General features: G+C 55.3%; 21 protein-coding genes and 2 pseudogenes. 14 read left to right on the plus strand and 9 right to left on the minus strand.

The genetic code is table 11. The features are described 5' to 3' along the window. Positions 1-95: 95 nt before the first annotated feature. From edd to ACZ1G5_RS01085, 3 genes are all read left to right on the plus strand, one after another. On the plus strand, positions 96-1,901 hold the full coding sequence (edd, locus tag ACZ1G5_RS01075) for a phosphogluconate dehydratase (RefSeq protein WP_472731098.1): 1,806 nt from the start codon (positions 96-98) through the stop codon (positions 1,899-1,901). 80 nt (positions 1,902-1,981) lie between these two features. Continuing rightward, complete coding sequence (gene eda / locus ACZ1G5_RS01080; RefSeq protein WP_472731099.1) at positions 1,982-2,623, plus strand: bifunctional 4-hydroxy-2-oxoglutarate aldolase/2-dehydro-3-deoxy-phosphogluconate aldolase; 642 nt, start codon at positions 1,982-1,984, stop codon at positions 2,621-2,623. A 146-nt stretch (positions 2,624-2,769) separates the two neighbouring features. Continuing rightward, positions 2,770-4,962: a methyl-accepting chemotaxis protein gene (locus ACZ1G5_RS01085; RefSeq protein ID WP_472731100.1), complete on the plus strand. Its 2,193-nt coding sequence runs from the start codon at positions 2,770-2,772 to the stop codon at positions 4,960-4,962. Between the two features lie 61 nt (positions 4,963-5,023). On the opposite strand, the gene ACZ1G5_RS01090 is transcribed toward ACZ1G5_RS01085, so the two are convergent. From ACZ1G5_RS01090 to ACZ1G5_RS01100, 3 genes are read right to left on the minus strand one after another with little or no spacing between them, the layout of a single operon-like run. Then, the gene (locus ACZ1G5_RS01090; protein ID WP_472731101.1) at positions 5,024-5,305 is read right to left on the minus strand and encodes a hypothetical protein; all 282 of its coding nucleotides are present in this window, start codon (positions 5,303-5,305) and stop codon (positions 5,024-5,026) included. Further along, positions 5,302-6,681, minus strand: coding sequence for a hypothetical protein (locus tag ACZ1G5_RS01095; RefSeq protein ID WP_472731102.1), 1,380 nt, complete (start codon positions 6,679-6,681; stop codon positions 5,302-5,304). Before ACZ1G5_RS01095 ends, ACZ1G5_RS01090 begins: the two co-directional genes overlap by 4 nt. Next, entirely contained in the window at positions 6,618-7,880 is a 1,263-nt protein-coding gene (locus tag ACZ1G5_RS01100; protein ID WP_472731103.1) for a [protein-PII] uridylyltransferase family protein, read from the minus strand. The genes ACZ1G5_RS01095 and ACZ1G5_RS01100 overlap by 64 nt, the downstream gene beginning before the upstream one ends. Before the next feature lie 260 nt (positions 7,881-8,140). On the opposite strand from ACZ1G5_RS01100, the pseudogene ACZ1G5_RS01105 reads away from it, so the two are divergent. The 4 genes and pseudogenes from ACZ1G5_RS01105 to ACZ1G5_RS01120 all read left to right on the plus strand — a co-directional run bounded on the left by ACZ1G5_RS01105 (position 8,141) and on the right by ACZ1G5_RS01120 (position 10,564). Further along, positions 8,141-8,613 (plus strand): annotated as a pseudogene (locus ACZ1G5_RS01105) (YbaK/EbsC family protein). Between the two features lie 115 nt (positions 8,614-8,728). Beyond that, on the plus strand, positions 8,729-9,166 hold the full coding sequence (locus tag ACZ1G5_RS01110) for a DUF2852 domain-containing protein (RefSeq protein WP_472731104.1): 438 nt from the start codon (positions 8,729-8,731) through the stop codon (positions 9,164-9,166). A 74-nt stretch (positions 9,167-9,240) separates the two neighbouring features. Continuing rightward, complete coding sequence (locus tag ACZ1G5_RS01115) at positions 9,241-9,684, plus strand: RDD family protein (protein ID WP_472731105.1); 444 nt, start codon at positions 9,241-9,243, stop codon at positions 9,682-9,684. Between the two features lie 73 nt (positions 9,685-9,757). After that, positions 9,758-10,564 carry an arginyltransferase gene (locus ACZ1G5_RS01120; protein ID WP_472731106.1) on the plus strand — a complete coding sequence of 269 codons (807 nt, stop codon included), beginning with the start codon at positions 9,758-9,760 and terminating at the stop codon, positions 10,562-10,564. 74 nt (positions 10,565-10,638) lie between these two features. On the opposite strand, the gene ACZ1G5_RS01125 is transcribed toward ACZ1G5_RS01120, so the two are convergent. The 3 genes from ACZ1G5_RS01125 to ACZ1G5_RS01135 all read right to left on the minus strand — a co-directional run bounded on the left by ACZ1G5_RS01125 (position 10,639) and on the right by ACZ1G5_RS01135 (position 15,155). Further along, positions 10,639-12,993: a TRAP transporter large permease gene (locus ACZ1G5_RS01125; RefSeq protein WP_472731107.1), complete on the minus strand. Its 2,355-nt coding sequence runs from the start codon at positions 12,991-12,993 to the stop codon at positions 10,639-10,641. Between the two features lie 17 nt (positions 12,994-13,010). After that, a complete protein-coding gene (locus ACZ1G5_RS01130; RefSeq protein WP_472731108.1) occupies positions 13,011-13,955 on the minus strand; it encodes a TRAP transporter small permease subunit in 945 nt (314 codons plus the stop codon). Positions 13,956-14,072: 117 nt separating this feature from the next. Continuing rightward, positions 14,073-15,155, minus strand: a complete 1,083-nt coding sequence (locus ACZ1G5_RS01135; protein ID WP_472731109.1) for a TRAP transporter substrate-binding protein — start codon at positions 15,153-15,155, stop codon at positions 14,073-14,075. A gap of 246 nt (positions 15,156-15,401) precedes the next feature. On the opposite strand from ACZ1G5_RS01135, the gene ACZ1G5_RS01140 reads away from it, so the two are divergent. Together ACZ1G5_RS01140 and ACZ1G5_RS01145 are read left to right on the plus strand one after the other, a co-directional pair. Beyond that, complete coding sequence (locus ACZ1G5_RS01140) at positions 15,402-16,835, plus strand: cache domain-containing protein (protein WP_472731110.1); 1,434 nt, start codon at positions 15,402-15,404, stop codon at positions 16,833-16,835. Beyond that, the gene (locus ACZ1G5_RS01145; protein ID WP_472731111.1) at positions 16,832-17,464 is read left to right on the plus strand and encodes a response regulator transcription factor; all 633 of its coding nucleotides are present in this window, start codon (positions 16,832-16,834) and stop codon (positions 17,462-17,464) included. The genes ACZ1G5_RS01140 and ACZ1G5_RS01145 overlap by 4 nt, the downstream gene beginning before the upstream one ends. Here ACZ1G5_RS01145 and ACZ1G5_RS01150 read toward each other — a convergent pair. Further along, entirely contained in the window at positions 17,461-17,775 is a 315-nt protein-coding gene (locus ACZ1G5_RS01150; RefSeq protein WP_472731112.1) for a DUF1272 domain-containing protein, read from the minus strand. The genes ACZ1G5_RS01145 and ACZ1G5_RS01150 overlap by 4 nt on opposite strands. Before the next feature lie 77 nt (positions 17,776-17,852). Next, entirely contained in the window at positions 17,853-18,926 is a 1,074-nt protein-coding gene (locus ACZ1G5_RS01155; protein WP_472731113.1) for a LysM peptidoglycan-binding domain-containing protein, read from the minus strand. Positions 18,927-19,289: 363 nt separating this feature from the next. Here ACZ1G5_RS01155 and ACZ1G5_RS01160 point away from each other — a divergent pair, with 363 nt between their 5' ends. The 5 genes and pseudogenes from ACZ1G5_RS01160 (at position 19,290) to ilvN (ending at position 24,878) form a co-directional block, all read left to right on the plus strand. Then, the gene (locus ACZ1G5_RS01160) at positions 19,290-20,363 is read left to right on the plus strand and encodes a LysM peptidoglycan-binding domain-containing protein (RefSeq protein WP_472731114.1); all 1,074 of its coding nucleotides are present in this window, start codon (positions 19,290-19,292) and stop codon (positions 20,361-20,363) included. A 133-nt stretch (positions 20,364-20,496) separates the two neighbouring features. Next, a pseudogene (gene yghU, locus ACZ1G5_RS01165) lies at positions 20,497-21,368 on the plus strand (glutathione-dependent disulfide-bond oxidoreductase). 183 nt (positions 21,369-21,551) lie between these two features. Next, a complete protein-coding gene (locus tag ACZ1G5_RS01170) occupies positions 21,552-22,196 on the plus strand; it encodes a hypothetical protein (RefSeq protein ID WP_472731115.1) in 645 nt (214 codons plus the stop codon). Positions 22,197-22,476: 280 nt separating this feature from the next. After that, complete coding sequence (locus tag ACZ1G5_RS01175) at positions 22,477-24,231, plus strand: acetolactate synthase 3 large subunit (RefSeq protein WP_472731116.1); 1,755 nt, start codon at positions 22,477-22,479, stop codon at positions 24,229-24,231. A gap of 80 nt (positions 24,232-24,311) precedes the next feature. Further along, the gene (gene ilvN, locus ACZ1G5_RS01180; protein ID WP_472731117.1) at positions 24,312-24,878 is read left to right on the plus strand and encodes an acetolactate synthase small subunit; all 567 of its coding nucleotides are present in this window, start codon (positions 24,312-24,314) and stop codon (positions 24,876-24,878) included. A 127-nt stretch (positions 24,879-25,005) separates the two neighbouring features. On the opposite strand, the gene ACZ1G5_RS01185 is transcribed toward ilvN, so the two are convergent. Next, on the minus strand, positions 25,006-25,248 hold the full coding sequence (locus ACZ1G5_RS01185; RefSeq protein ID WP_472731118.1) for an EF-hand domain-containing protein: 243 nt from the start codon (positions 25,246-25,248) through the stop codon (positions 25,006-25,008). Positions 25,249-25,441: the final 193 nt, after the last annotated feature.

Raw genomic sequence — 25,441 nt, forward strand, 5'->3', positions numbered from 1 at the left:
CTGTTTCCAGCCGGAAAATGTCGAAAGGTCGCACTTGTTAGCGCTAACGGCGCATGGTAGAACTCCACCCAAAGCAAAGCCGAACTGAGGACGCCATGCCGCTCCACCCCAAAATAGTCGAAGTGACCGACCGTATCCGCGCACGGTCTGAAGGCCCCCGTCAAGCCTATATGGACACAATGGCGCGTGCGGCGGCAGAGGGACCGCGCCGGTCACATCTGACGTGCGGCAACCAGGCGCACGCCTATGCGGCGATGGGGGATGACAAAGGTGCGCTGACGGACGCGCGCGCGCCAAACATCGGGATTATTACAGCTTACAATGACATGTTGTCGGCCCACCAACCGTTCGAAAAGTACCCTGATATTGTGCGTGCCGCTGCACGCGCCGCAGGCGGGACAGCGCAGGTTGCCGGCGGTGTTCCGGCCATGTGTGACGGCGTCACCCAAGGTCAGACCGGTATGGAGCTTTCTCTGTTCTCACGCGATGTGATCGCCCTAGCGGCGGGCGTCGGCCTGTCACACAATGTGTTTGATAGTGCCATCTATCTTGGCGTCTGCGACAAAATCGTACCGGGTCTGGTAATGGCTGCCGCAACCTTTGGCTATATCCCCGGCATTTTTGTGCCTGCCGGTCCAATGGTCTCTGGCCTGCCCAACGACGAAAAGGCGCGTGTGCGTCAGGAATTTGCCAAAGGCAACGTGGGACGCGACGAGCTGATGAAGGCCGAGATGGCCTCCTATCATGGCCCCGGCACTTGTACATTCTATGGCACGGCGAATTCCAATCAAATGCTGATGGAATTTATGGGGCTACACCTGCCCGGGGCATCCTTTGTCAATCCAGGCACGCCCTTGCGCGATGCGCTAACCACCGCCGCAACGGAACGTGCACTGGAAATTACGGCGCTTGGCAATGACTACACGCCCGTATGCGATATTCTTGACGAAAAGGCCTTTGTGAATGGTCTCGTTGGTTTGATGGCGACGGGGGGGTCCACGAACCTAGTCATCCACCTGCCCGCGATGGCGAAGGCTGCTGGCATCATTCTCGACCTTGAGGATTTCAGCGATCTGTCTGCCGTGACCCCGCTTATGGCCAAAGTCTATCCCAATGGCCTGGCGGACGTGAACCATTTCCACGCCGCAGGTGGGCTCAGCTATATGATTGGTGAATTGCTGAACGCAGGGTTACTGCATGATGATGTTAAAACCGTCGCTGGGGCCGGACTGAACCTTTACGCACAGGAACCCAAACTATCGGAAGGACGGGTTCAATATGTTGCCGGCGCTGGTGAGACGCTCAACGACAAGATCTTACGTCCCGCCAGCGGTCCGTTTCAAGCAACCGGTGGACTGACGCAACTCGCCGGTAACCTTGGGCGTGGTGTCATAAAAACCTCTGCGGTAGCACCCGAACGGCACATCATTGAGGCCCCTGCCCGCGTCTTCCACACGCAAGACGCCGTAAAAGACGCGTTCAAAGCCGGTGAAATCACCCAAGATACGGTCATTGTCGTGCGTTTTCAGGGGCCCAAATCAAATGGAATGCCAGAGTTGCATGGCCTGACACCAACGCTCGCTGTTCTGCAAGATCGCGGCTTGAACGTCGCACTTGTGACGGACGGTCGGATGTCTGGTGCCTCTGGCAAGGTGCCGTCGGCGATCCATGTTTGCCCAGAGGCCGCAGATCATGGCCCCATTGCAATGGTGCGCGACGGTGACATCATCCGGCTGGATGCGACCACCGGCACAATCGAAGTCAAAGGGGTTGATCTGTCGACCCGCTCTCCCGCCACGGCTGACCTTAGCGGCAATGGGACGGGCGTCGGACGCGAGCTCTTTGAAGTGTTCCGCCAATCCGTTGGCCCGGCTGCAGATGGCGCGGGTGTTGTCGTCTAGGCCCAATTTTTCTATACCCCGTCAGACATCCGCCGGAGGCTTCCTCATCGGCTCCGCAAACCGCCCGCAAGGATAGCTAAATGACCCCACAAGACGCCTCTGCCGCCGCCGCCAAAGTTTGCCTTCTGGCCCCTGTTGTCCCTGTTCTCGTTGTTGATGATGCAAGTATCGCGGCAGATCTTGCAAAAGCGCTGGTCGCAGGCGGCTTGCCTGCGCTCGAGGTCACGCTGCGAACACCGTCTGCGCTTGACGCTATTCGCGAAATGGCGGCAGTTCCGGGCGGTGTTGTTGGCGCCGGCACATTGCTGACACCCAAGGATGTTGAAGATGCCAAAGCCGCAGGTGCCACCTTTGGCGTCTCGCCGGGTGCGACTGACATCCTGTTGGATGCCTGCGAAGCCAACGACCTGCCCTTGTTGCCCGGAACAGCCACAGCAAGCGAGGCAATGCGGCTGCTTGAGCGTGGCTACACCGTGCAGAAGTTCTTCCCTGCCGCAGCCAACGGTGGGGCACCCGCGCTGAAAGCAATTGGTGCACCGATCCCCCAGGTTAAGTTCTGTCCCACCGGCGGTGTCAGCCTGCAAAACGCGCCGGAATATTTGGGATTGAGCAACACGCTTTGCGTTGGTGGGTCATGGGTTGCGCCCAAAGACAAGGTGCTCGCAGGCGATTGGGCCGGGATTACCGCACTGGCAAAAGAAGCAGCGGCACTTTCAGCCTAGGTGCTGTCTTTGCGCGTGTTTTTTGGCAAAGTCGCCCACTTGCCAGTCTGATCTGACGTTTGGCCGATTTGCCATTTACGGCATATTAGTTTCCGTCAGATATGCGATTCCTGAGAGCAACTCAGGAGACCGCAATGCTAAATTCCATGTCAATTTCAAAACGTATTGGCAGCGGGTTTCTGTTGGTCACGCTCATTTTGACCGGACTCGTGCTTTTTTCCTCCCGATCGATTTCGGGGATCAGCAGCGGTTTTTACGAGTTCCGCGAAAAGGCCGACCATGCCTCTGTCATGGCTGATGCGCTCGAAGACATATTCGAAGCGCGTATTGCGTCGTTGCAGTTTACGAATAACCAAAGCAACCAGCAACGACAGGCCGTTCTGGGAAATCTGGAAGAGGTTACAAGCGATCCGATTTTAACAACGGTTTTTGCATCTGACGCAACCACCCAGGCCGAAGTCGAACGACTGATTAGGTTGGCTGATGACTACCGGGACGCATTTAGCGAAGTAGCCGCACAAATATCGCAATCCGCCGCGGTACAAAGCGACCTCACAGCAAGGCTCGATACTTTTAAATCTAACGTAAACAAGCTCTTCAGTGACGCTATTTCAAGCGGCGATTCCGTGGCGATATCGGGCGCTGGACGCGTGCTTCAAGCAGCCGCCGAAACAATAGAACAAGGCAGTCTTCTGTTTGCGACCAATGGTCCACTCTCAACCGACGCATTTGAAGCCGCCATCCCAAATTTCGATCTCGCCCTTAATCAACTCATCGCCCTAGATCCGCCCCCAGCGGTTGCCAGAGCAGCAGCAGAGACCCAGGACAGCTTTGGCGTCTTTGCCAGCGGTCTTGATGACTTCACGACATTGAAAGCAGACATCAGTGAAGCGCAAACCTCGGTCCTGGACGTCATTGGACCACAACTCATACAGGGTTTTGATAGCATCGCGGATGATATCGCCAGTGACAAAAAAACATTCGGCCCAAACATCAGTGCAAGGGTAAGCCAATTAGAAACGATTTCATCAATCGTTGGGATATTCGCCATTCTGTTTGCTGTGGTTTGTTCTGTTGTGATCGCGCGCTGGGTCACTGGTTCGGTTGTCCAGTTGGCGGCGGTGACGGACAGGCTCGCCAGTGGCGACAACGAGATCACAATCCCCGGAGCCGACTATGACCATGAACTTGGCCGTATGGCGAAGGCGCTGAATATCTTTCGTGAAGCCCAAATTGAACGTGCCGCCGCCTCCGAGGAACGCGCGCGCCTGCGCGCAGAGCAAGATGCTGTTGTCAGCACGATGAAAAACGAACTCGCGCATCTTGCGAAAGGCAATCTCACAACGCAGATCGACACCCGCTTTTCGCCGGAATACGAAGATTTGCGCACCAACTTCAATGCGGCTGTTACAGCGCTTCAGCAAACGCTTACGAAAGTTGCAGACACAACGACACGCATCGGTGGGTCCACGTCGGAAACACAAGCGGCCACATCACAGCTCTCTCAACGCACTGAAAATCAGGCTGCAACGCTAGAGGAAACAGCCGCTGCATTGGACGAACTGACTGCAAGTATCAAATCGGCTGCTGACCATGCGAAATCTGTCGATGTGTCTGTCAAGAAGGCACGCGCAGAGGCCACCAAAAACGGTGAAATTGTCGCCCAAGCTGTGGACGCCATGGGCGAAATTGAAGGCTCGTCGAAGCAAATCACACAAGTCATTGGCGTGATCGACGATATCGCCTTTCAGACCAATCTGCTCGCTCTGAATGCCGGCGTTGAAGCTGCACGCGCAGGCGATTTGGGCAAGGGTTTTGCGGTCGTCGCATCAGAGGTCAGGGCATTGGCACAACGTTCATCTGAAGCCGCAAAGGAAATATCCGAACTGATCGCCAACAGTTCACGCCACGTCGAACAGGGAACGCTGCTGGTCGGGAATGCTGGTGAAGCGCTGTCCGAAATCATTGCGCAAGTCGATGCAATTTCCTCGATGACGACTGAAATTGCCACAAGCGCGCACGAGCAATCCACGGGCCTTTCCGAGATTAATATCGGTGTGAACCAGCTGGACCAGGCGACACAGCAGAATGCCGCAATGGTGCAAGCCTCAATCTCACGCGGGGATGCGCTTGTCGAAGAAACGCGCAGGTTGGAAGACCTCGTTCAACAATTCAAAGTCTCGAACGGTCCGTCATTTCGTGGATCCGTCGATCATTCCATCACGGACTTAGAACAGGCCATTGACAGCACCACCAGCATGAACGACGCGGACCCAAAGCCATTGCCAAACCCTTCCAAAACTGGAAACCTGGCCACCGCAATGTGGGCAGATTTCTAGTGGAGCGGGTCGGCAACCGCATATTTGATCGGGCCGGTAGTCTTTGCATAAGGCGACAAACCTAGACATCGCGCGGGTTGCGCCCGCCTCGCCCGCCTCGCCTGCGAGGTGGGTGCATATCTACCAACGCGGCTTTGAGTGTTTGGATCATCGGATGCGTGTTAGGAACGGTGCCTTCATAATGTGCCAGTAAGAGCCGTACCTGACCTTGCGTATCAAGCTCCGCAGGCACCCCAAGCGCCCAGTCAAGAAAAATGCTACGGCATTCAGGTTCCGCAATATTGCCGATTGCAAAGGCGTCTCGGATCAACCCTTTTGGATCATGCAAGTCAGCGCGCGTCATGACAATGCAAGATACCTGCGGATCAACTGGTCAGCGTTTTGCTGCGCAGCACTTAACCGCGCGCTTAAGTCTTCCACCGTCTCACATCCCGTTTCGCGCAAAATCAAAAGCGTTGCTCCTTCACCCAATCTTTCAATGCCCGTTTCCCCATCTGCCAAAAGCTTCAGGGACGCCTGCAACTGCCAAAAGAGCGCCGCAGTTCCCGTCAGTGCCTGCGCATCTGCGGCGTTCACCCAACCGTTCGCGACACCGCTGGCCAATTGGGCGGCGACATTGCCCTGGGATGCCCCGCACCGCAAAGCCACCGTTTGGGAAAAGAGTTCAATATCCTGCAAGCGGCCTGGTCCAATCTTTGCCTCAAAAACATCATGCACCAGTTTCGCCTGGGCAATCCTGTCGCGCATCTCGGCAACATCTGTCAAGATCGCCCGGCCGGTGGATTTGTCACTGATTAGCGCCTGACGAAACGCATCGATCTCGGTCCGAAACGCCACATCACCCGCGATTGGACGTGCCCGGGTCAGTGCCAGATGTTCCCAAGTCCATGCTTCCTTCTGCTGATAGTCCTGAAAAGCAGGCCATGAGGTCGCGACGGGCCCCTGCCGCCCCGAAGGCCGCAAGCGCATGTCAACGTCATAAAGCCGCCCCTCGGCCATCGGTGCGGTCAACGCGGTCACCAACGCTTGCGTCAGGCGGGCATAGTAGGTACGGGTCGCCAAAGGACGCCGCCCCTCGGATGTCTCTTGCCCGAGCGCGTCATAGATCACGATCAGGTCGAGATCGGACTTTGCATTAAGACCACGGGCACCAAGCGATCCCATCGCCACAACTGCCGCCCCACGCCCCGGGGGCGCACCATGCTTTCTTGCGAATTCTGCAACCACAAAGGGCCATAACCCCGCGACAACGGCTTCGGCCAGATCTGCATATTGCTGGCCGGTGTGCTCGGCTGCAATTAACCCGCGCAGGAAGTGGACCCCAACCCTGAAATGCCATTCCTTTGCCCATCGCCGTGCGACTAAAAGCTGCGCTTCGTAATCATCAGTCCTTTCCAAAAGCGCTGCAAGTTCATGCTGCAATGGCTGCACGCCGGGCCACTCTGCGAAGAACGTGCCACCAAGCACGGCATCCAGCACACCCGCATTGCGTGACAGATACTGCGCCAAAGCCGGTGCCGTTGCACAAATATCCACGATCAATTGCGTCAGTTGCGGGTTGGCCTCAAACAACGAAAAGAGTTGCACGCCGGCGGGCAGTCCTGCCAAAAATCCGTCAAATTGCGCCAAAGCCTCGTCCGGCTTTGCCGCCTTCTTCAGACGCGCCATAATCTCGGGCGTGATCCGCGCAAAGATTTCTGTGGCACGGGATGAACGCAAAGCAGGGTAGCTGTGCCATCGGGCGATGGTTTCGTTTCCCCAATCAGGTTGAACCATTGTTTGGGCCGGTTCGGGCGCAAAAAGCTCTCGATCCGGTTATGGACGTCGTCTATGCGGTCGCGCAGTGTTTTGCACAAGGCCTTTGTGTCGGTGCCCATAAAGGCTGCCAACCGGTCGAACCCGGCGGTATCAGTCGGCAATGTATGGGTTTGTGCGTCATTGATCATCTGCAAGCGATGCTCAACCTCACGATGATAACGATAGTGATCGTAAAGGTGGTCGGCGGTTTCGGCCGGGATCCAATCAGCCGTTGCCAAAGCTTGCAGGCCCTGTCGGGTGTCACGCGCCCGCAAAGAGGGATCGCGACCGCCCGCAATCAACTGCCGGGTCTGGGTAAAAAACTCAATCTCGCGGATGCCACCACGCCCCAGCTTGATGTTGTGCCCCTCCAGCACCAGGGGTCCGTGCAATCCTTTGTGATCGCGGATCTTGAGACGCATGTCATGGGCATCCTGGATCGCCGCAAAATCCAGGTGTTTGCGCCAGACAAAGGGTTTTAGCGCGTCCAGAAACCGATCACCCGCCTGCTTGTCACCGGCACAGACGCGCGCTTTGATGAAGGCGGCACGCTCCCACGTGCGCCCGACACTTTCATAATAGCGTTCCGCGGCTTCCATCGACAGGCAGACCGGGGTCACGGATGCATCAGGGCGCAACCGCAAATCTGTTCGAAAGACGTAACCGCCATCACGCTGGTCCGACAGGATTGCGGTCATCTTGCGTGTTACCCGGACAAAGGCCGCGCGCACATCATGATATGCATCAGGGTCAAAACGACTTTCGTCGAACAGACAGATGAGGTCGATGTCAGAAGAATAGTTGAGTTCTCCGGCGCCCATCTTGCCCATCGCTAGCACAGCCATACCACCCGCCAGTGTCGGATCATCACCATTGGGGAGTTTCCCGCGAGACACTTCCCCTGCGACAAGCTGTGTAATCGCGGCTTGCACTGCGGCGTCTGCAAAATCCGTCAACGTTTGGGTGACCAGTTCCAGTGGCCAGATACCACCGAGGTCCGCCAGCCCGGCAATAAGCGCAATCCTGCGTTTGCACTGGCGCAGACCGACTGGCAATTCACTCAACGTCAATTGGGAAATATCGCTCAGGATCGCGGCGACAGCCCCTTCGGGGTCATCCATTGCAGGCAAGATCCACTCGGCCTCTCGACGCAGCAGATCCGCCAGATACGGGCTGCACCCCCAGCCCCTGTGATCAATTCCCTCAACTCTGGCGGAAGCGACGGGAAGAGATCAAGCGCATCCTGCCCGCGGTCCTTGTCAAAAGGAACAGGTGAACGAGAAAGGCGCGCAACGAAGGACATGCGGTTACACTGCGGCCCTTGCCCTCTCTGGTCAATGCAGATCGGATTGCCAGAGTGTGCAAAAAGGACAACAAGACTATGAGCAAAAGTCTAAAACGTGTGATCGCCGCGCTTGATGCGGCGGGACTGCAGATCGCGCCTTGGAACTGGGCCCCGAAACGCGCACAGCACAGCAAGCCGCAGACGCCGCTGACTGTGCCCTCGATCAGATCGCGAAATCCGTGATCTTTGCCGGGCAAGCAACAGGCAAGGCCCTCCTTTTTATCACGGCGGGCGGCAACCAAGTGGACTCGGACAAAGCGAGCCGCGTCGCAAATGAGGCGTTGGGTAAGGCCGACGCAGCCCTGATACGGGCACAAACGGGCTTTGCGATCGGCGGTGTTGCCCCGATTGGCCATCTAACGCCAATCACCGCGTTTTTTGATCCCAAACTGATGGAATTTGACGTCATTTACGCCGCAGCAGGCACGCCAAGGCATATTTCCCCCATCTCTCCAACGACATTACTGAAAATTTCTGACGCGCAACTATCTGATTTCAATACACAATAAAAGTAAATGTAAAAAACATTTACATTTATGCTTGAAGAATGCCGTCGGACCTCCGATATCTGTCATGTGAAAAGCATTCACATCAACCGCAAACAGATAGTTAAGGAGCCCAACCATGAATACCGCCACATCCCAACCCGCAATGGCTATGGACCGCGTGCCTGGGTTTTTCGCCCGCGCCGAAGCCTGGCTTGATGAGCGTGGCAAAGGCGCCTGGATCGCCGCCATGGTTCTCGGCTTTATCTTCATCTGGCCTATCGGCCTTGCCCTTCTTGCCTATATGATCTGGAGCAAACGCATGTTCAATTCTTCCTGCAAATCCATGACCCGCAGCCGCGCCCGCCATATGGGTAAATCATCCGGCAACAACGCATTTGACGCCTATAAGGCCGAAACACTGCGCCGTCTGGAAGAAGAGCAAGACAACTTTGAGGCTTTCCTCAAGCGTCTGCGTGACGCCAAAGACAAGGCAGAATTCGACCAGTTCATGGACGACCGCGCCAAGAAAATGACCGACTTTGACGATACCGAAAACGGTGCAGCGCCTGCATAAGCGCCGCTGACCAAAGGTGGCCTGCATCCCCGGCAGGCCACCCTCCCCCTTTTCATCATTCAAAGAGCATTCCAATGACCATGTCGCCCGCATACACCGAATATCTGGACATCGACCCGCAGCTTTATGCTGGCGTCACGATCAAGCGCGCCTTTGCTTGGATCATTGATGTTATTGTGATTGCCTTACTCTGCGCGCTCGTGCTTCCATTCACGGCCTTTACTGGGATCTTCTTCTTTCCAGTCCTAATGCTGGTTGTCGGTTTCATCTATCGCTGGTTCACGCTGGCTGGATCGTCCTCAACATGGGGCATGCGCATGATAGGTATCCGCTTTCGCGACCACCACGGTGCCCCACTCACCTCGGGTTTGGCGATGGCACATACGGTTGGCTATACCGTCAGCATTGCCATAGCACCGTTACAATTGATCTCGATTGTCCTAATGGTGGCCACGCCACGCGGACAGGGCTTAACTGATCATTTGTTAGGCACAGAGGCGATCAACGTGCACCGTTAAGTATGCGACATTCGAGGGGCTTGGCTGATCGTCAACAGATTGTTAAGCTTTCTCGAAATCGACCGGATGACCAATGCGCCACACACTTCCCATTGCTCCGCAGTTCTATGTAACTGCACCGCAGCCCTGCCCTTATCTTGAGGGGCGGATGGAGCGGAAGTTGTTTACCGCGTTGCAGGGAGACACGGCCACAAAACTGAACGATAGCCTTTCAAAACAAGGGTTTCGCCGTTCGCAGAATGTGCTCTACCGGCCATCATGTGCGGAATGCTCGGCCTGCATGTCAGCCCGGATTGACGTCTCAAAATTTGCGCCAAGCCGCAGCCAGCGTAGGGTCAGCAAGCGCACCGCACATCTGACACGCCGCGCGACATCGCCTTGGGCGACCGAAGAACAATATGCGCTTTTCCGCAAATACCTTGATGATCGTCACGCCAGCGGCGGCATGGCAGACATGGACATGTTCGAGTTTGCGGCAATGGTCGAAGAAACCCCGATCCGCTCTCGTCTGATCGAATATGGTGCCCATGATGATCTTACGGCGGTCTGTTTGACTGACATCCTCGATGATGGCTTGTCGATGGTTTATTCATTCTTCGACCCCGCCAATGACAAGCTTTCCCTTGGGACCTACGTGATCCTCGATCATATCGCGATCGCGCGGGAATTAGGTTTGCCCTATGTCTATCTAGGCTATTGGGTGCCGGGCAGCCCAAAAATGGACTACAAAGCGAAATTCAAGGGGTTGGAAGTCTACCGCGACGGAGCGTGGAGCCCGGTCGGCGATCCGTCCTCATACAGCGCTGATGTGCACCCGCTGTCAACTGACCCAATTGCAGAACAGGTATCGCGTATCAACCTGCCCGACGGGCGCAACTAGACAGATTTTTCAGGGATCGAACAAAAAAGGGCGGCGCAACCGGCACCGCCCTTTCTTGTAACTTGCCCCCTGCCCTAGTTTAGCAGGTTCGGCACAATCGTTACGACACCGGGGAAGAATGCGAGCAGAAGCAATCCAAACACCTGAATACCGATAAACGGCATTACACCCTTATAGATTTGCCCGGTCGTGATGGACTTGGGGGCAACCCCGCGTAGGTAAAACAGCGCAAAGCCAAAGGGTGGTGTCAGGAAGGATGTCTGCAAATTCACAGCAATCATGATCGTCACCCATTTGGGATCGAAGGTGCCGCCATAGATGACCGGACCGACGATGGGGATCACAATGTAAATGATCTCTAGGAAATCAAGCACGAAGCCCAGCATAAAGAGCACCAGCATCACCAGCAGGAAGACCGTCCATTCGTTATCAAACGACCGCAAGAACTGTTGGATGTAGTGTTCACCCCCGAAAGAGATCAGCACAAGATTCAACAGCTGCGAACCGATCAAGATGGTGAACACCATCGACGTCACTTTCGCCGTCTCGCGCACAACCGGCGCCAGAACCCCGCCTGCGATCAAGACCCAGCAGGACCAGAGCAGCCCAAAGAGCGCGAACAGGAAGCAGCCAAAAGCAATGAGATAGGCCAAACGGTTCTCGAACAAGACAACCTCTTGCCCCAACCGCATGTCGAAATTGATACCAATAAGCAGCATGACAACAACCGCTGCCGTCGTCAGCAACACCATGCGGCCAGAGCGTCCTTGGTCCTGCAGCTTGCGATAGGCTGCAAGCAGGATCGCGCCACCGGCACCCAAAGCCGCTGCTGGCGTTGGGTTCGTAATGCCGCCAAGGATAGAGCCCAGCACAGCGACAATCAGAACAAGCGGGGGAAACACCACGCGCAGGATTTCATTTTGTGCCAGCAGGCCCGCTGCGGCCCGCAAGCCAAAGAAGGCCACGATCACCGGGATCGCCATCAGCAAGGTTGTCTGCCCCGGCGTGGTCAATGGCGAGATGATGATGATATCAACCAGCAGCATCAATCCGATCCCTGCCGCGCCCACGATCAATGGTCGCGGATCAGCACTGGGTGCGACACCGCGCGCAATCGCCAGCATCAGACCCATCAGGACTGCTGTGATCGCGATGCCGGATCCGATAGGTGCCGCAGCTTCTGCCTTTTGGACAACCAGCTCGGCGCGCTCTTCCGGGCTCAGTTCGCGGGCCTGTTCGACACCACCGGCCTCGTCAATTGCGGCTTGCTCATCAAGCGCTTGCTGCCAGGCCACATCACCATGCAGTTCTTGCATTGACGCGGCACAGTCTTCGCTGACGCGCGTGCGCAAGGATGCTGTTTGACCAGACGCTGTAAAGCTATCAACCACCACGGATTGCGACCCAACAAGGTTCGTCTGCCCCATGCCAATCGCCAAACCGATGATCCCAACGGGCACCGCAAGGAACCATGTGAAACTATCGTTGCGTGTAATGACCTCACCACCGGTGCCATCCTCAAACTGCACCGGCGGTGCTTTGCTCGGGTTGATCAACGCAAAGATGAAAGCATAGCCCGCATACAGCACTGCCAGCATGATCCCCGGCAACAAAGCCGCCTGAAAGAGCGTACCAACCGACACAACAGCAGGCTCACCCAGATAAGTCAGCGCATCCGAGCAACCGGCCAATTGCGCGCGATCTTCTTGGGCGGCAGAATAAAGATCCCCTGCCAACGTGCCCAACAGAACGATCACGATGGATGGCGGGATAATCTGCCCCAGCGTGCCGGACGCCGCGATGACGCCGGTTGAAAGTTCAGGTGAGTATCCGTTCTTGAGCATTGTCGGCAGCGCCAACAGCCCCATGGTCACAACAGTTGCGCCGACGATGCCTGTTGAGGCAGCAAGGAACGCACCCACGATCACGATCGAGACGGCCAGACCGCCGGGCAGCGGACCAAAAACCTTGGCCATCGTGGTCAGCAATTCATCTGCAATGCGTGAGCGTTCCAGAACGATACCCATCATCACGAACATCAATACAGCCAGCAGCGTCTCAATCGACTGCCCCGCCAATACCCGTTCATTCATTCGGTTGACCATAAAGCCAATGTTGCGATCCAGCGCGATTTCCCAACCGCTTGGGAACAACACGTCCTCATAGCGGGGCAATTCGGGGAACCGGAAAACCGATATCGCGTCCGGCCTGACCCCTTCAGCGATCAAAGCGGCGTATTCGGCCGAATTGGTATCAACCGCCGCGTGGATCAGCAGGCCCGCGCTGTCGAGGGCTGCAATAATCGCAAATGAAATAACGGCAGAGCCGGAGATTGCGAAAGCAACAGGAAATCCCGACAGGATACCTGCAAACAAGGTGAGAAAGACGATAATGATACCGACTTCGATGCCATCTAATCCGAAAAGCATGTGTCTACCGCCCTACTTTAGTGAATATCTGCAACAAGTTCGGCGGTTTCATCGCCAAGCTTGTCTTTGTCGAGGTGTTTGCCTTCGCTGTCTGGACCTTCTTTCCACTCCAGATACGAGCGGAAGAAGAAAGCGACTGCCTGCAGCAAGATCATCGCGGTGAAAACCACCAGCAAAACTTTGAACAGGAAGTAGGCGTTAAAGCCATTCGGCGAGAAACCGATGGTTTCGACGTTCCAGCGCAGCGCACGCGCCTTGGTCAGCAAGCGGTCCAGCGGATCGGATGCTGACGGGTTTGGCACCACCAAATGCCGCCACAAGAAGAACCAACCATACAGCCAGGTAAGTATCGCGGCTGGCACCATCAGAACGATAGCACCAATCATGTCGATCACCCGCTTTGCACGGTAACTGATCGCGGAATACACAAGGTCGACGCGCACATGCCCGCCTTGCACAAATGTGTAGGAGGCGCAAAGCGTCACGATCATTGCGTTATAAAACTTAAGCTGCTCGGACCACCAACTGACATCATGCGTGACGGTCACGCCAAAGCCGATGCTGATCTCGGACACCGCAAAAACACGCTGCATAAAGATGATGACAATCTGTTGCAGCACCATCAGCAGGCCGGCCCAGGCGGCAGTGCGACCAACGATATTGGCAAACCCCTCGAGGCTGCGTACGCAGCTCCACATAAAGCGGTTGTTGATAAAGCCGTAGATCGCCGTCACGAGGAATATGACAAAAATAACGAAGAAAAGTTCGACCGAGGCCCCGTAGTAGATAAAGCGCATCAGCGCCTCTTTCTGCTCGGTTTCCATCGCGCCATTGATCGTGGGCAGCCATGCCAGCCAGCTGCTCGGGTTCAAAAGTGCATAAAAGAAGTTGTAGAAAGCTTCGATCAGGTTGGCAAAAAACCAACCGATGGCGTTTCCACCCCATGCTTCAACCAGACCCATGGTCTTCCCCCCGTCTTGGTAGTCGTTGGACATCCAACAGATGCCGCTTACTTGTGAAGGCCCTTATGCAACAAGCATCGGGCCTTCACTTTGATCTAAATCATAAGCGCGAAACGCTTACGCCATCACGCGGTCACGCTGGGCGCGGTACGCACCTTCGGACTGCTGAATCCAGGAAGAGGATGCCGCCATAGACGCGTTATAGCTTGCACGGATACGATCATAGATCTCGTCACCGTTGTACTGGTCCATTGTTGTCTTGGCCGCAGTACCCATCGCATCCCAAACTGAATCTGGGAATTCAAGAACCTGAACACCACCGGCCTGCAGACGCTGAAGTGCTGCACCGTTGTTGTTCATGAACTGTGCCAGGTTCCACTGGTGTGCTTCGCCAGATGCCACTTCGATGATTTTCTGGTGCTCTGGGCTCAGGCTGTCCCAGACATCAAGGTTTGTTGCCAGCGACAGGGCTGCACCCGGCTCATGCATGCCGGCTGTGTAGTAGAACTTGGTGATTTCCTGGAAACCAGCCTTTTCATCCGCCCATGGGCCGATCCACTCTGTGCCGTCAATCGCACCGGAGGCAAGCGCTTGGTACACTTCTGCGCCCGGCAGGTTTTGTACAGATGCACCCATGTTACCCAATGCCTGACCACCCAGACCCGGCATGCGGAACTTCAAACCTTGGAAATCCTCTGGACCAGCGATTTCCTTGGAGAACCAGCCACCAGCCTGCGGGCCTGTGTTACCAGCAAGGAATGACTTCAGACCAAAGATCGAGCCCAGCTCGTCGTGGAACGCCTGACCTTCACCCTGATAGTACCAGTTTGAAATTTCCTGCGGTGTCATGCCGAACGGCACGGATGTGAAGAACGCGTACCCTGGGTGCTGACCAACAAAGTAGTAGTCCGCGCCGTGGTACATATCGGCCTGACCGGATGTGACCGCGTCAAACACTTCGAACGCTCCAACCAATTCGCCAGCGGCTTTCAGGTCGATTGTGAGCGAGCCACCGGACATCGCAGTGATTGTGTCCGCAGCACGTTGTGCCGCGTCATGCACACCAGCAAGGCCACGGCCCCATGTTGTGACGAGTGTCAGCGTACGATTGCCCTGCGCATAAGCAGGCGCAGCAAGTGCCGTTGCAGCAGCGGCTGAGCCACCCAGTGCCGAATTCTTTAGAAATGAACGACGATCCATATAGAGTATCCTCCCAATTGTAGATTTTGTACGGTGCATGACTCCCACATGCACCTTGGACTTCGTGGGCCGACACTAGCGTGCGCATTGTTGCGGTGGAATACGCATTACTGCGTAGAAAATGCAATTTTGTCACTTTTTCTAACCAATCTTGGGCATTGTTCTGGCGCTAACAGTCGGTTCGCAAGTGTTGATTCGCGTTCTTGGTGTTTGATTCGCTGCTGATTCTTAGCTAACGATCACCACATGACTGGTATCTTTTTGCGTATAAGAGACAGCATTGGAATCACCTATGGGCAGAAGGTATTTCTTCTGGCGACCCTCCCACTGGTTGTTGCTGTCTTTCTGATTACCCTTGTTGTGACAGCCCAGTCACGACAACTGGCAGAGCGCGAAATTCAAGCCTTGGAAACCCAGTTGATCCAAACAAAGCGTGAAGAACTAAAGAACTATCTCTCTATCGCACGCACAGCCGTCGTGAATACCTATGGTCGCGCAGCACCCGATGATGATGACGCAAAACTGGCCGTAAGCCGTGAACTGGCTGCAATGCTTTATGGTCAAGACGGGTATTTTTTTGTGTTCGACTATGAGGGAAACAATATCGTTGCCCCACGCCAGACCTATCTGATCGGCAAAAACTGGACCGGGCTGGAAGACCTCAACGGCACCCCCATTACCGACGAGTTGATCCGCATCGCCCGGACCGGCGGCGGCTATCACAGTTTTGATTGGCCGAAGCCATCAACCGGAGCCACAGAACGCATGATTGTCTATGTGAATGGGCTGCAGGACTGGCGATGGGCGATCGGTACGGGCATCTTTATCGACGATGTTCTGGAAAACGTCGCTGTTGCGCGCGCTGATGTCGAAACGCGGATCAGGACAACATCTTATTATATTGTCGGCATTGCAGTTGCCGCTCTGATCGGTGTTTTTATGACCGGCATGGTCCTGAACCTGCGCGAACGTCGCCTTGCGGATGCCAAGCTCAAGCAATTGACACAGCGTATTTTTGACACCCAAGAAGAAGAACGGGGGCGTGTGGCCAGAGAACTTCACGACGGGATCAGCCAGATGCTGGTTGGTGTGCGCTATGCGCTGGAACTGACGCGCCGCAAGCTTGGCGGCGACACGGCCGTGAGCGAAAGCCTGAACAAAGGTATTGATGGCCTTGGTTCCACCATTCAAGAGGTGCGGCGGATCAGTCGGGATCTTCGCCCGGGCGTGCTGGATGATTTGGGCTTGGGCCCTGCCCTGCAAGCGCTCACAGACGACTTTAGCGTGCGAACGGGCATCACAACCGAATTTGAGACAGTCGTGTTCCGCAACCGTCTGGACCAGGAAGCGCGCATCGCGCTTTACCGTATTGCCCAAGAGGCGCTGAACAATATCGAGCGGCATGCAGAGGCCGCGAACGTGCATATCGCGCTGAAGGGGCACCGCAAGGGCGCCATGTTGCGGATCAAAGACGATGGAATTGGGATGGCATGGCCCCGACCTGACCGTCGCAGCGGCAGAGGACTAGGCCTGCGCAACATGCAAGAACGGATCGAACAACTCGGTGGCAGCCTGCGCATCCTGTCTGCCCGGACCGGACGAACAGGAACCGTTATTGAGGCTCAGGTCCCGCTTAGTCATATGTTACGCCCACAAAACACAGCAAAGGAAAGCGCATGACGACCCGCGTTTTGATTGTCGATGATCACCCGATGGTCGCCGAAGGCATCCAGTCACTTTTGGAAAGCTATGACGACATTCATGTCGTCGGCACTCTGGGTAATGGTCAGGAGGCAGTCGACCGCGTCAACGAACTTGCACCAGATGTGATCTTGATGGATTTGAACATGCCGGGGTTGTCGGGGCTAACGGCCACCGAAATGCTGTTGGAAGAACGAGCAGAGACACGCATTGTTATCCTGTCAATGCATGACAGTCCTGAATATATCTCGACCGCGCTCAGCCACGGCGCGCGCGGTTACATCCTCAAGGACGTGCCTACCGAGGAGATATATACAGCGATTGAAACGGTGATGGCCGGTGGCGAATACCTGTGCACAGGTGCCAAAGGATCATTGCAGCCGAAAATCAGCGATGGGCGCGAAACGCTGACCAGCCGCGAACAGACGATTTTGCTGGAACTCGCCCAAGGGCAATCCAACAAGGACGTCGCCAACACGCTCAATATATCGGTCCGGACGGTAGAAACCCACCGAAAGAACATCAAACGCAAGCTGGGGATCAGTTCAACCGCCGGTTTGACGCGCTATGCGCTGGAGCATGGGGTTTTGCAGGGCACCGGGATTTAGCGATCCGCTGGGGCGATGTACTTTAATAGTGTCGCCATTTCGACCAGATCGTCAGCAGTCCACCGCGAATGATGGCGCTCTTTTGATGCAGGCTGATAGCCCAAACCCAATTGCGGCGTGTCATGATAGGCCTTACGCGGCCGGATCGGCCGCGGGGCAAAGCCGCCGCCACATGTCGGGCAGACGTTGTAAAGAACCTGCTCTACACATGTTGCGCAGTAGGTGCATTCATAGGAACAAATCCGCGCCTCTATCGCATCAGGCGGCAAATCCTTGTCACACCATTCGCAGTTTGGTCTTAGCTGCAGCATGTGCTCTCCTCTTGGACACAAAAAAGGCCCGGCGCCGTAAGATGCGCGGGGCCTCGTCACTGTTCACTAAGCATTGCTTAGTTTTCAACAGTTTCCTGAATACTTTCACGAACGATGTTAAACCACTCACCCGACAAACGCAGCTCTTCCAGACCGGCATTGATGATCGGCAGCGCTTCATTTGCAAACGCGTTGTTCTTCGAAACAAAAATATGCGACGACACCGCACCACTCAGTGGCTCCAGCTTGGTGACACGGTCTTCAAAACCGGCTTCGCGGATATCTTCCTCGGCCGGCAGCGTGTCATAGGTCATCACATCGACTTCGCCGCTTGCCAGAAGCTGAATACACTCCTGCTGGGATACCGGCGTGACGTAGGTAATGTTTGGCTCCACCAGCCGCTCAGCCTCTAGATCAAAGGTGAACCATGCTTCGGGGCGACAGATGCGCGCTCCAAACAGGTCTTCATGGCTTTGTGCAGAGACATACTTACTGTCAGCAAGGACAAAGAAATCCACCAGGATTTCATAGAACGGCTCAGAGTGGTTGAACTCTGTGCAACGATAGGCGCTGGTTTCAGAAAGGTTGTCCACCAGATCACAATTCGGCAGAAACCAAGGGAACGCCATGTCAATGGCACCTGTCGGCAATAGCGTTTCCAGATGCGAGCCCCAGTCATTAATGAAAATCAGGTCGTATTCCTGATCGGGGTTACCCAGTTCCATCGACCGCTCGACCATCCGCGTAATCATACCGCCGCCCGGCAGGTCCTCATCGGTGAAAGGCGCATAGCCAGTACCGGTTGTAATCCGCAAAGGGCGATCAGGCTGTGCCGTTGCTGGAGCGGGCTCTGCCGACACCGTCGTTGTGCGCGCGACCGACGATGGCAAGGAACCGTCGGCACACGGGATTGTCAGCACCTGCCCCACCTCGAGGACGTTCGGGTTTTCAAGCACGTTGGTATTGGCATTGAACAGAAACTGAAAGCCGCCTGCGACATTGGCACGCGATGCAATTTGGCTAAGCGTATCACCGCGAACAACGGTGTAGGATGTGCATTGCTCTTGCGCCTGTGCAGCACCAGCGCCGATGATCCACACGCCCGTTACCGCCGTCGCGGCCATCGCGATAGTTGTTGAATTCCTATGCATAATTTTTGTCTTTCCTCCTGTACGCAGAACGCGGGATCGCGTGTGCTGTGTCTTCAAAGAAGTGGTGGCGGAAACTATCTCTGATATGTGCACTATCGACCAAAAAACGGCGAAATGTTGACCAAACATCGTCTAATAAAATCACTCAAAAAATTCACGGAATGACCGTTATCTCAGCTTGAGACTTAGAAAATTTCGCAATAACTGCCGACTCTTTATAAAATTGCCTTCAATTTTCAACCTACTCGCCCCAAAGCTGCCACAGAGTGCTGAAAATCTTTTATCAATGCATGATCAAAAGTAATGAGTCTGATTTTTTGATGTGTTCACCAAACCCAAAGGATTTCTCATACGAAACGTAACATGCCCCTCGCCACCACCACCTGCGCCGCCGCACTTGCCGCAGCCTTTGTCTCGACCGGCACGACTGCGGCCGCACAAACCTGTGGTCAGCCGTATACAGTCGTCGCCGGCGATTCATTGTCCAAGATTGCAAAAGATGTGTACGACGATGCATCGGCATTTCAGATTATCTACAGTGCGAACTCTGACGCCATCGGCAGCAACCCCGGCGCGATCGACGTCGGGATGCGTCTTGATATTCCGTGTCTTGGTGACACTGTCGCATCGACGGCGGCACCAATCACGACCGCAACAGGCGTCGAGCGCCTGCCATTTCCTGATACACGGCAGATCCGGGTCGCGCAGGGGTCGAACTGGGCACCTTTCGCCAACGAGGCCCAAGAACAAGGTGGTATGATCACCGAAATTGCAAATGTAGCGCTTGCCAACTCTGCGAATGGCACACCTTACAAGATCGACTTTATCAATGACTGGGGCGCACACCTGACACCATTGGTCACGGACCATGCCTATGATTTCAGCCTAAGCTGGTTCAAACCAAACTGCGATCAGATCGACCGTTTGGGCGCGGACAGCCAGTTCCGTTGCAACAACTTTGACTGGACCGAACCAATGTTTGAGCAGGTCTTTGGCTACTACACCCGCGCGTCCGAACCAGAAGTCACAGCCTATGACGAACTACTTGGCAAGGTTGTCTGCCGTCCATCCGGCTATGCAACTTTCCAACTGGAAGAAAACGACCTGAAGGAGCCAAACGTAACGTGGGTCCGCCCATCTGACCCGAATGAGTGCTTCACAGGTCTGGTTGCTGGCGACGTTGATGTTGTGGCCTTGGCTGTCGACACAGCCGAAGGTGCGATGGTCGAAACAGGAACCAAAGACGCAATCCGCCGCAATGACACCCTGTCTCAAATCCTGACGATCCACGGGGTGATCTCTAAGAACAACCCGCAGGGAGCCGAGATGCTGGCCGAGTTCAACTCTGGCCTCATCGCGATCAAAGACAGCGGAGAGTGGTTCGAAATCGTGCGCCGTCACCTAACAGAGTTCCGGGCCATGACCTCCGAGGGTTAAGCTGCCCTCTCACCCACACGATGGCGTGTCCGGGAAACCGGGCGCGCCATTTTCAATTGTTTGGTTTACAGGGCTTGCTCCCGCGACAATCCGTCCCACATTGACATCCATAGCCAACATGAAGATCGGGAAAATGATGTCTGACACCGCCGCCTACACCCCCCTAAAGTCTGGACCTGGGACGCCGAAAGCGGCGGAAAATTTGCAAGCATCAACCGGCCCATCGCTGGGCCAACACACGACAAAGACCTGCCCGTGGGCAAGCATCCACTGCAACTACATTCTTTGGCAACGCCCAACGGCGTTAAGGTGACAGTTATGTTGGAGGAACTGCTTGCCGCCGGTCACGATGCCGAATACGACGCATGGCTGATCAACATCCAAGAGGGTGACCAATTCAGCAGTGGGTTCGTGGACGTAAACCCCAATTCCAAGATCCCTGCCCTGTTTGACAAAGACACTGGCGTGCGGGTCTTTGAGAGCGGCGCAATCCTGCTGTATCTGGCTGAGAAATTTGACGCGTTTCTGCCCAAGGATCTGGACGCCCGCACCGAAACGCTAAACTGGCTCTTTTGGTTGCAAGGGTCCGCCCCGTATCTTGGCGGCGGCTTTGGCCACTTCTATGCCTACGCACCCGAGAAATTCGAATACCCCATCAACCGCTTCGCGATGGAAGCGAAGCGCCAGTTGGATGTGCTGAACCAGCGCTTAGAAGATTGCGAATACCTTGGCGGTGATGACTATTCGATCGCCGATATGGCCACAGCCCCATGGTATGGCGCATTAGTCAAAGGCCTGCTTTATGATGCCGCAGACTTTCTCGATGTCGCATCCTATGACCATGTGAATCGCTGGGTAGATGCTGTGATGAGTCGCCCCGCCTACTTGCGCGGCAAGATGGTGAACCGTGCTTGGGGCGAAGGATCTGAGCAACTGCGCGAACGCCACGATGCGGGCGACTTTGAAAGCAAAACATGGGACAAAATCGGCGACGAACCCGCATAGATGCACAGGCAGAAACAATCGCTCGGCCAGTTCCTGCCGAGATTGTCAGAACTGGAACCAAACCATTGCGCAGACAGCGTTTCATTTGATCAATGAGGATCAGCTGCATCTTGATGCAGCCCCGTATCGATTGAAACGACATCTGGTTTGCGGGGGCGAACCACAAATACCAAAGGCACGCCGTTGGAACTGACACAACTGCTAAGCGCACTCGCCTCCGACCCCGAACAGATGAGCCGGGGCATCATCCGCATCTTTCATTTCATCGGCCTGTCCATGGGACTTGGTGCTGCAACATTGCTTGACCTGATGATCATCCGTTTTTTTCTTGGTCAGGAAATGACCGAACAAAAATTCGAGATGTTCCGGTTCCTCGCAGATCTGGTCAATGTCGGTCTCAAGCTGCTGTGGGTCACCGGGATCAGCTTCTTGGTGTTTTACTACGTCAATGACCCCGTCAAGCTGGGGAATGAAAAGGTTTGGGCGAAGATGGTGATCGTCGCGATCCTGTCGGTCAACGGGTGGTTCATCCACCGCTCGATCCTGCCATTCATGCGTGGTCAGATCGGGATGACGATGCTGCAGGGCGTGCCCTTCCGAAAGAAATTCGCCTTTGTGACGATGGGCATGGTCTCGTTCACCTCGTGGTACGCACCGGTGATCATCGCCAATCTGCCGCAGTTGAACTTCCAGGTTCCGATGGTCCAAATCCTATTTGCCTACGGCATCGTGCTGTTGGGCATCATGACAATCGCGCACACGGTCCTGTTTGGCAGCGAGATTGCGCAATTTGGACGCAATCGGCTACGGCGACGCAGTTACCTTTGACAGACGCCAGTGTTTGGCGCCACCTTGGCACCACATGAAAGAAAGTTGCGAAAAGGCGCCCTCTGGCGACATTTTCTCTATTCTCGCTGTTGACCGCCCAATGCGCCCGCACTAATGTCCTATCAAGCAAAGGAACTATGATGACAAACGTCGTACAAATTGTGAGACACACGCGCATGGGCCGGTAACGGTAACACCATAACAATCCCATGCGCCCCCGACACACTCGGGGGTTTTTTTGTGACTAAAGAGAAACCAAAACGCGAAGGACGCGAAGCAAATGACAAAAGCCATGACGGGCGCAAAAATGGTTGTTCAAGCACTGATTGATCAGGGCGTGGACACAGTCTTTGGATACCCCGGTGGTGCCGTCCTTCCGATTTACGACGAGATTTTTCAGCAAAACAGCATCAAGCACGTGCTGGTGCGCCATGAACAAGGTGCGGTTCACGCCGCAGAAGGCTATGCGCGGTCCACCGGCAAACCCGGTGTTGCTTTGGTGACGTCCGGCCCCGGTGCGACCAATGCGGTAACTGGCCTGACGGATGCGCTGATGGACAGCATTCCGATTGTTGTTCTGACCGGTCAGGTGCCGACCTTTATGATTGGTTCTGACGCGTTTCAGGAATGCGATACCGTAGGCATCACCCGTCCCTGCACCAAACACAACTGGCTGGTGAAAGAGACCGACAAACTGGCTCCGACCTTGCACGAGGCGTTCCATATCGCCACATCCGGCCGCCCCGGCCCTGTTGTGATCGACATCCCCAAGGATGTGCAGTTCGCCACCGGCACCTATACCGAGGCGCGACAGGTTGAGACCCACTATAACCCGCAGGTCAAAGGTGACATGGAAATGATCACCGAACTGGCCAAGGCGATGGAAACCGCGAAGCGGCCTTTATTCTACACTGGTGGCGGCGTCATCAACTCTGGACCTGCAGCCAGCCAATTGCTGCGCGAACTGGTTGCGGCAACAGGCTTTCCCATCACGTCGACCTTGATGGGTCTGGGCTGCTATCCTGCTTCTGGCGACAACTGGATCGGTATGCTGGGCATGCATGGGCTGTACGAGGCCAATATGGCGATGCATGACTGCGATCTGATGATCAACATCGGCGCGCGCTTTGACGACCGGATCACGGGCCGTCTGGATGCGTTCAGCCCCGGTTCCACCAAGGCGCATATCGATATTGATGCATCATCCATCAACAAGGTGATCAAAGTCGATATTCCGATCCTGGGTGATGTCGCCCATGTGCTGGAAGACCTGTTGAACGTCTGGAAGGCACGCGGTCGCAAGACCGACAAGGAAAACGTCCAGAAATGGTGGCACCAGATCAATGACTGGAAAAAGGTTGATTGCCTGAAGTTCGAACAGCAAGGCAAAGTAATCAAACCACAATATGCTTTGTCACGCCTCGAAGAACTGACCAAGAAACACGACCGCTATATCTGCACCGAAGTTGGCCAGCACCAGATGTGGGCGGCGCAATACCTTGGATTTGAAGACCCCAACCGTTGGATGACATCTGGTGGTCTGGGCACCATGGGCTACGGCTTCCCCGCTTCTATCGGTGTGCAAATGGGCCACCCCGATGCGCTGGTGATCAACGTCGCGGGTGAGGCATCCTGGCTGATGAACATGCAAGAGCTGGGTACGGCGATGCAATACGGCCTGCCCGTCAAACAGTTCATCCTCAACAACGAACGTCTGGGCATGGTGCGCCAATGGCAGGAATTGCTGCATGGCGAGCGCTATTCCTCCAGCTGGTCAGAAAGCCTGCCTGATTTCGTGAAACTGGCCGAGGCTTTTGGGGCCAAGGGCATCATCTGTGACGATCCAGACAATCTGGACGATGCGATCATGGAAATGCTGAACCACGACGGGCCGGTTTTGTTCGATTGTCTGGTGGAGAAGCACGAAAACTGCTTCCCCATGATCCCGTCAGGCAAGCCGCATAATGAGATGTTGTTGGGCGAGAACGCAGATGTTGCGAATGCGATCAAATCCGATGGCGCGGTGATGGTGTGATGCCAAACTGTACGTACAGGATATGTACAGCTTCTGTACGCCATCTGCACAACGAGAATTAAGTCTAAAAGGGACAGCATATGTCACCGCTCAAAATCAAAAAAGGCGCCACCAGCCATTCCGCCTATGACCTACGGCCCAACTTTTCCGATAAGGAAGAACGCCACACGCTGGCCGTTCTGGTCGAAAACGAACCGGGCGTTCTATCCCGTGTCATCGGTCTTTTTGCCGGGCGTGGCTATAACATCGACAGCCTGACAGTGGCTGAGGTGGACCATCTGGGCCACCGCAGCCGCATCACGATTGTCACTTCGGGCACGCCGCAGATTATCGTGCAGATCAAGGCGCAGCTGGGCCGGATTGTGGATGTGCATAAGGTCAATGACCTGACGGTTGAAGGGCCATCGGTCGAACGCGAACTGGCGCTGTTCAAGGTCGAAGGTACCGGCGATCATCGGATCGAGGCCATTCGTTTGGCCGATATTTTCCGGGCAAATGTAGTCGATAGCACCTTGGAATCATTCGTTTTTGAGATCACAGGAACATCTGAAAAGATTGATGCTTTTGCCGAACTCATGCAGCCTTTGGGCTTGCAGGAAATCGCGCGGACGGGCGTTGCTGCATTGTCGCGCGGGGCTGTGACCTAAACGAAATACGCGCCCAGAGGGAGGCCTGGACGCGCACTTGGCAATCCCCCGCGCCCGATTGGGGCGTGACGCGAGGGACGCGGGGCGCGGCCCAGATCAGAGGCTGATCCAAGCCGCGCGCCACTCTTTAGGCTGGCAGCAGGCCAGCTTCTGTCGCAACAGTGATCTCGTCTGCGTCCAGCAGGCCATCGCCTGATGTGTCGAGTACTGTGAAATCATCTTCAGTCATCTCAGGCATAACTGCCTGAAGCTCAGGATAGCTGTACATACCGTCGCCATTGATATCGATCTCGGCGTCTTGGGCAAAGCCGGGAACAGCCAGAGCGGAAAGTACTGCAATTGGTGCGATCAGCTTAAGTGTACGTGTCATTTTAGTTCTCCTATCAGGACATGAAGAAGGCATTGTCACCTTCACCGAAACAATTGGGCATCCTTTCCCAAGCTTTCCATAGCAATCAAAGAAAGAGAAGAAGAGCGGCGTTCTTGCGCCAAATTCTGCGTCGGTGATGCGCAAAAGCACGCTGGCTTTTTGAGGTAAAGAGGCAACAGGCAATTCTTTTCCT

The organism is Yoonia sp. JB2-21 (genome assembly GCF_055693545.1).

Bases quoted from the DNA above. Each gene is read 5' to 3' on its own strand.
- ilvN (WP_472731117.1), top strand. From the start codon at position 24,312: ATGTCACCGCTCAAAATCAAAAAAGGCGCCACCAGCCATTCCGCCTAT.
- edd (WP_472731098.1), top strand. From the start codon at position 96: ATGCCGCTCCACCCCAAAATAGTCGAAGTGACCGACCGTATCCGCGCA.
- ACZ1G5_RS01130 (WP_472731108.1), bottom strand. From the start codon at position 13,955: ATGGGTCTGGTTGAAGCATGGGGTGGAAACGCCATCGGTTGGTTTTTT.
- ACZ1G5_RS01120 (WP_472731106.1), top strand. From the start codon at position 9,758: ATGCGCCACACACTTCCCATTGCTCCGCAGTTCTATGTAACTGCACCG.
- ACZ1G5_RS01155 (WP_472731113.1), bottom strand. From the start codon at position 18,926: ATGCATAGGAATTCAACAACTATCGCGATGGCCGCGACGGCGGTAACG.
- ACZ1G5_RS01185 (WP_472731118.1), bottom strand. From the start codon at position 25,248: ATGACACGTACACTTAAGCTGATCGCACCAATTGCAGTACTTTCCGCT.
- ACZ1G5_RS01145 (WP_472731111.1), top strand. From the start codon at position 16,832: ATGACGACCCGCGTTTTGATTGTCGATGATCACCCGATGGTCGCCGAA.
- ACZ1G5_RS01160 (WP_472731114.1), top strand. From the start codon at position 19,290: ATGCCCCTCGCCACCACCACCTGCGCCGCCGCACTTGCCGCAGCCTTT.
- ACZ1G5_RS01150 (WP_472731112.1), bottom strand. From the start codon at position 17,775: ATGCTGCAGCTAAGACCAAACTGCGAATGGTGTGACAAGGATTTGCCG.
- ACZ1G5_RS01115 (WP_472731105.1), top strand. From the start codon at position 9,241: ATGACCATGTCGCCCGCATACACCGAATATCTGGACATCGACCCGCAG.
- ACZ1G5_RS01135 (WP_472731109.1), bottom strand. From the start codon at position 15,155: ATGGATCGTCGTTCATTTCTAAAGAATTCGGCACTGGGTGGCTCAGCC.
- ACZ1G5_RS01090 (WP_472731101.1), bottom strand. From the start codon at position 5,305: ATGACGCGCGCTGACTTGCATGATCCAAAAGGGTTGATCCGAGACGCC.
- eda (WP_472731099.1), top strand. From the start codon at position 1,982: ATGACCCCACAAGACGCCTCTGCCGCCGCCGCCAAAGTTTGCCTTCTG.
- ACZ1G5_RS01085 (WP_472731100.1), top strand. From the start codon at position 2,770: ATGTCAATTTCAAAACGTATTGGCAGCGGGTTTCTGTTGGTCACGCTC.
- ACZ1G5_RS01110 (WP_472731104.1), top strand. From the start codon at position 8,729: ATGAATACCGCCACATCCCAACCCGCAATGGCTATGGACCGCGTGCCT.
- ACZ1G5_RS01125 (WP_472731107.1), bottom strand. From the start codon at position 12,993: ATGCTTTTCGGATTAGATGGCATCGAAGTCGGTATCATTATCGTCTTT.
- ACZ1G5_RS01175 (WP_472731116.1), top strand. From the start codon at position 22,477: ATGACAAAAGCCATGACGGGCGCAAAAATGGTTGTTCAAGCACTGATT.
- ACZ1G5_RS01140 (WP_472731110.1), top strand. From the start codon at position 15,402: ATGACTGGTATCTTTTTGCGTATAAGAGACAGCATTGGAATCACCTAT.
- ACZ1G5_RS01100 (WP_472731103.1), bottom strand. From the start codon at position 7,880: ATGGATGACCCCGAAGGGGCTGTCGCCGCGATCCTGAGCGATATTTCC.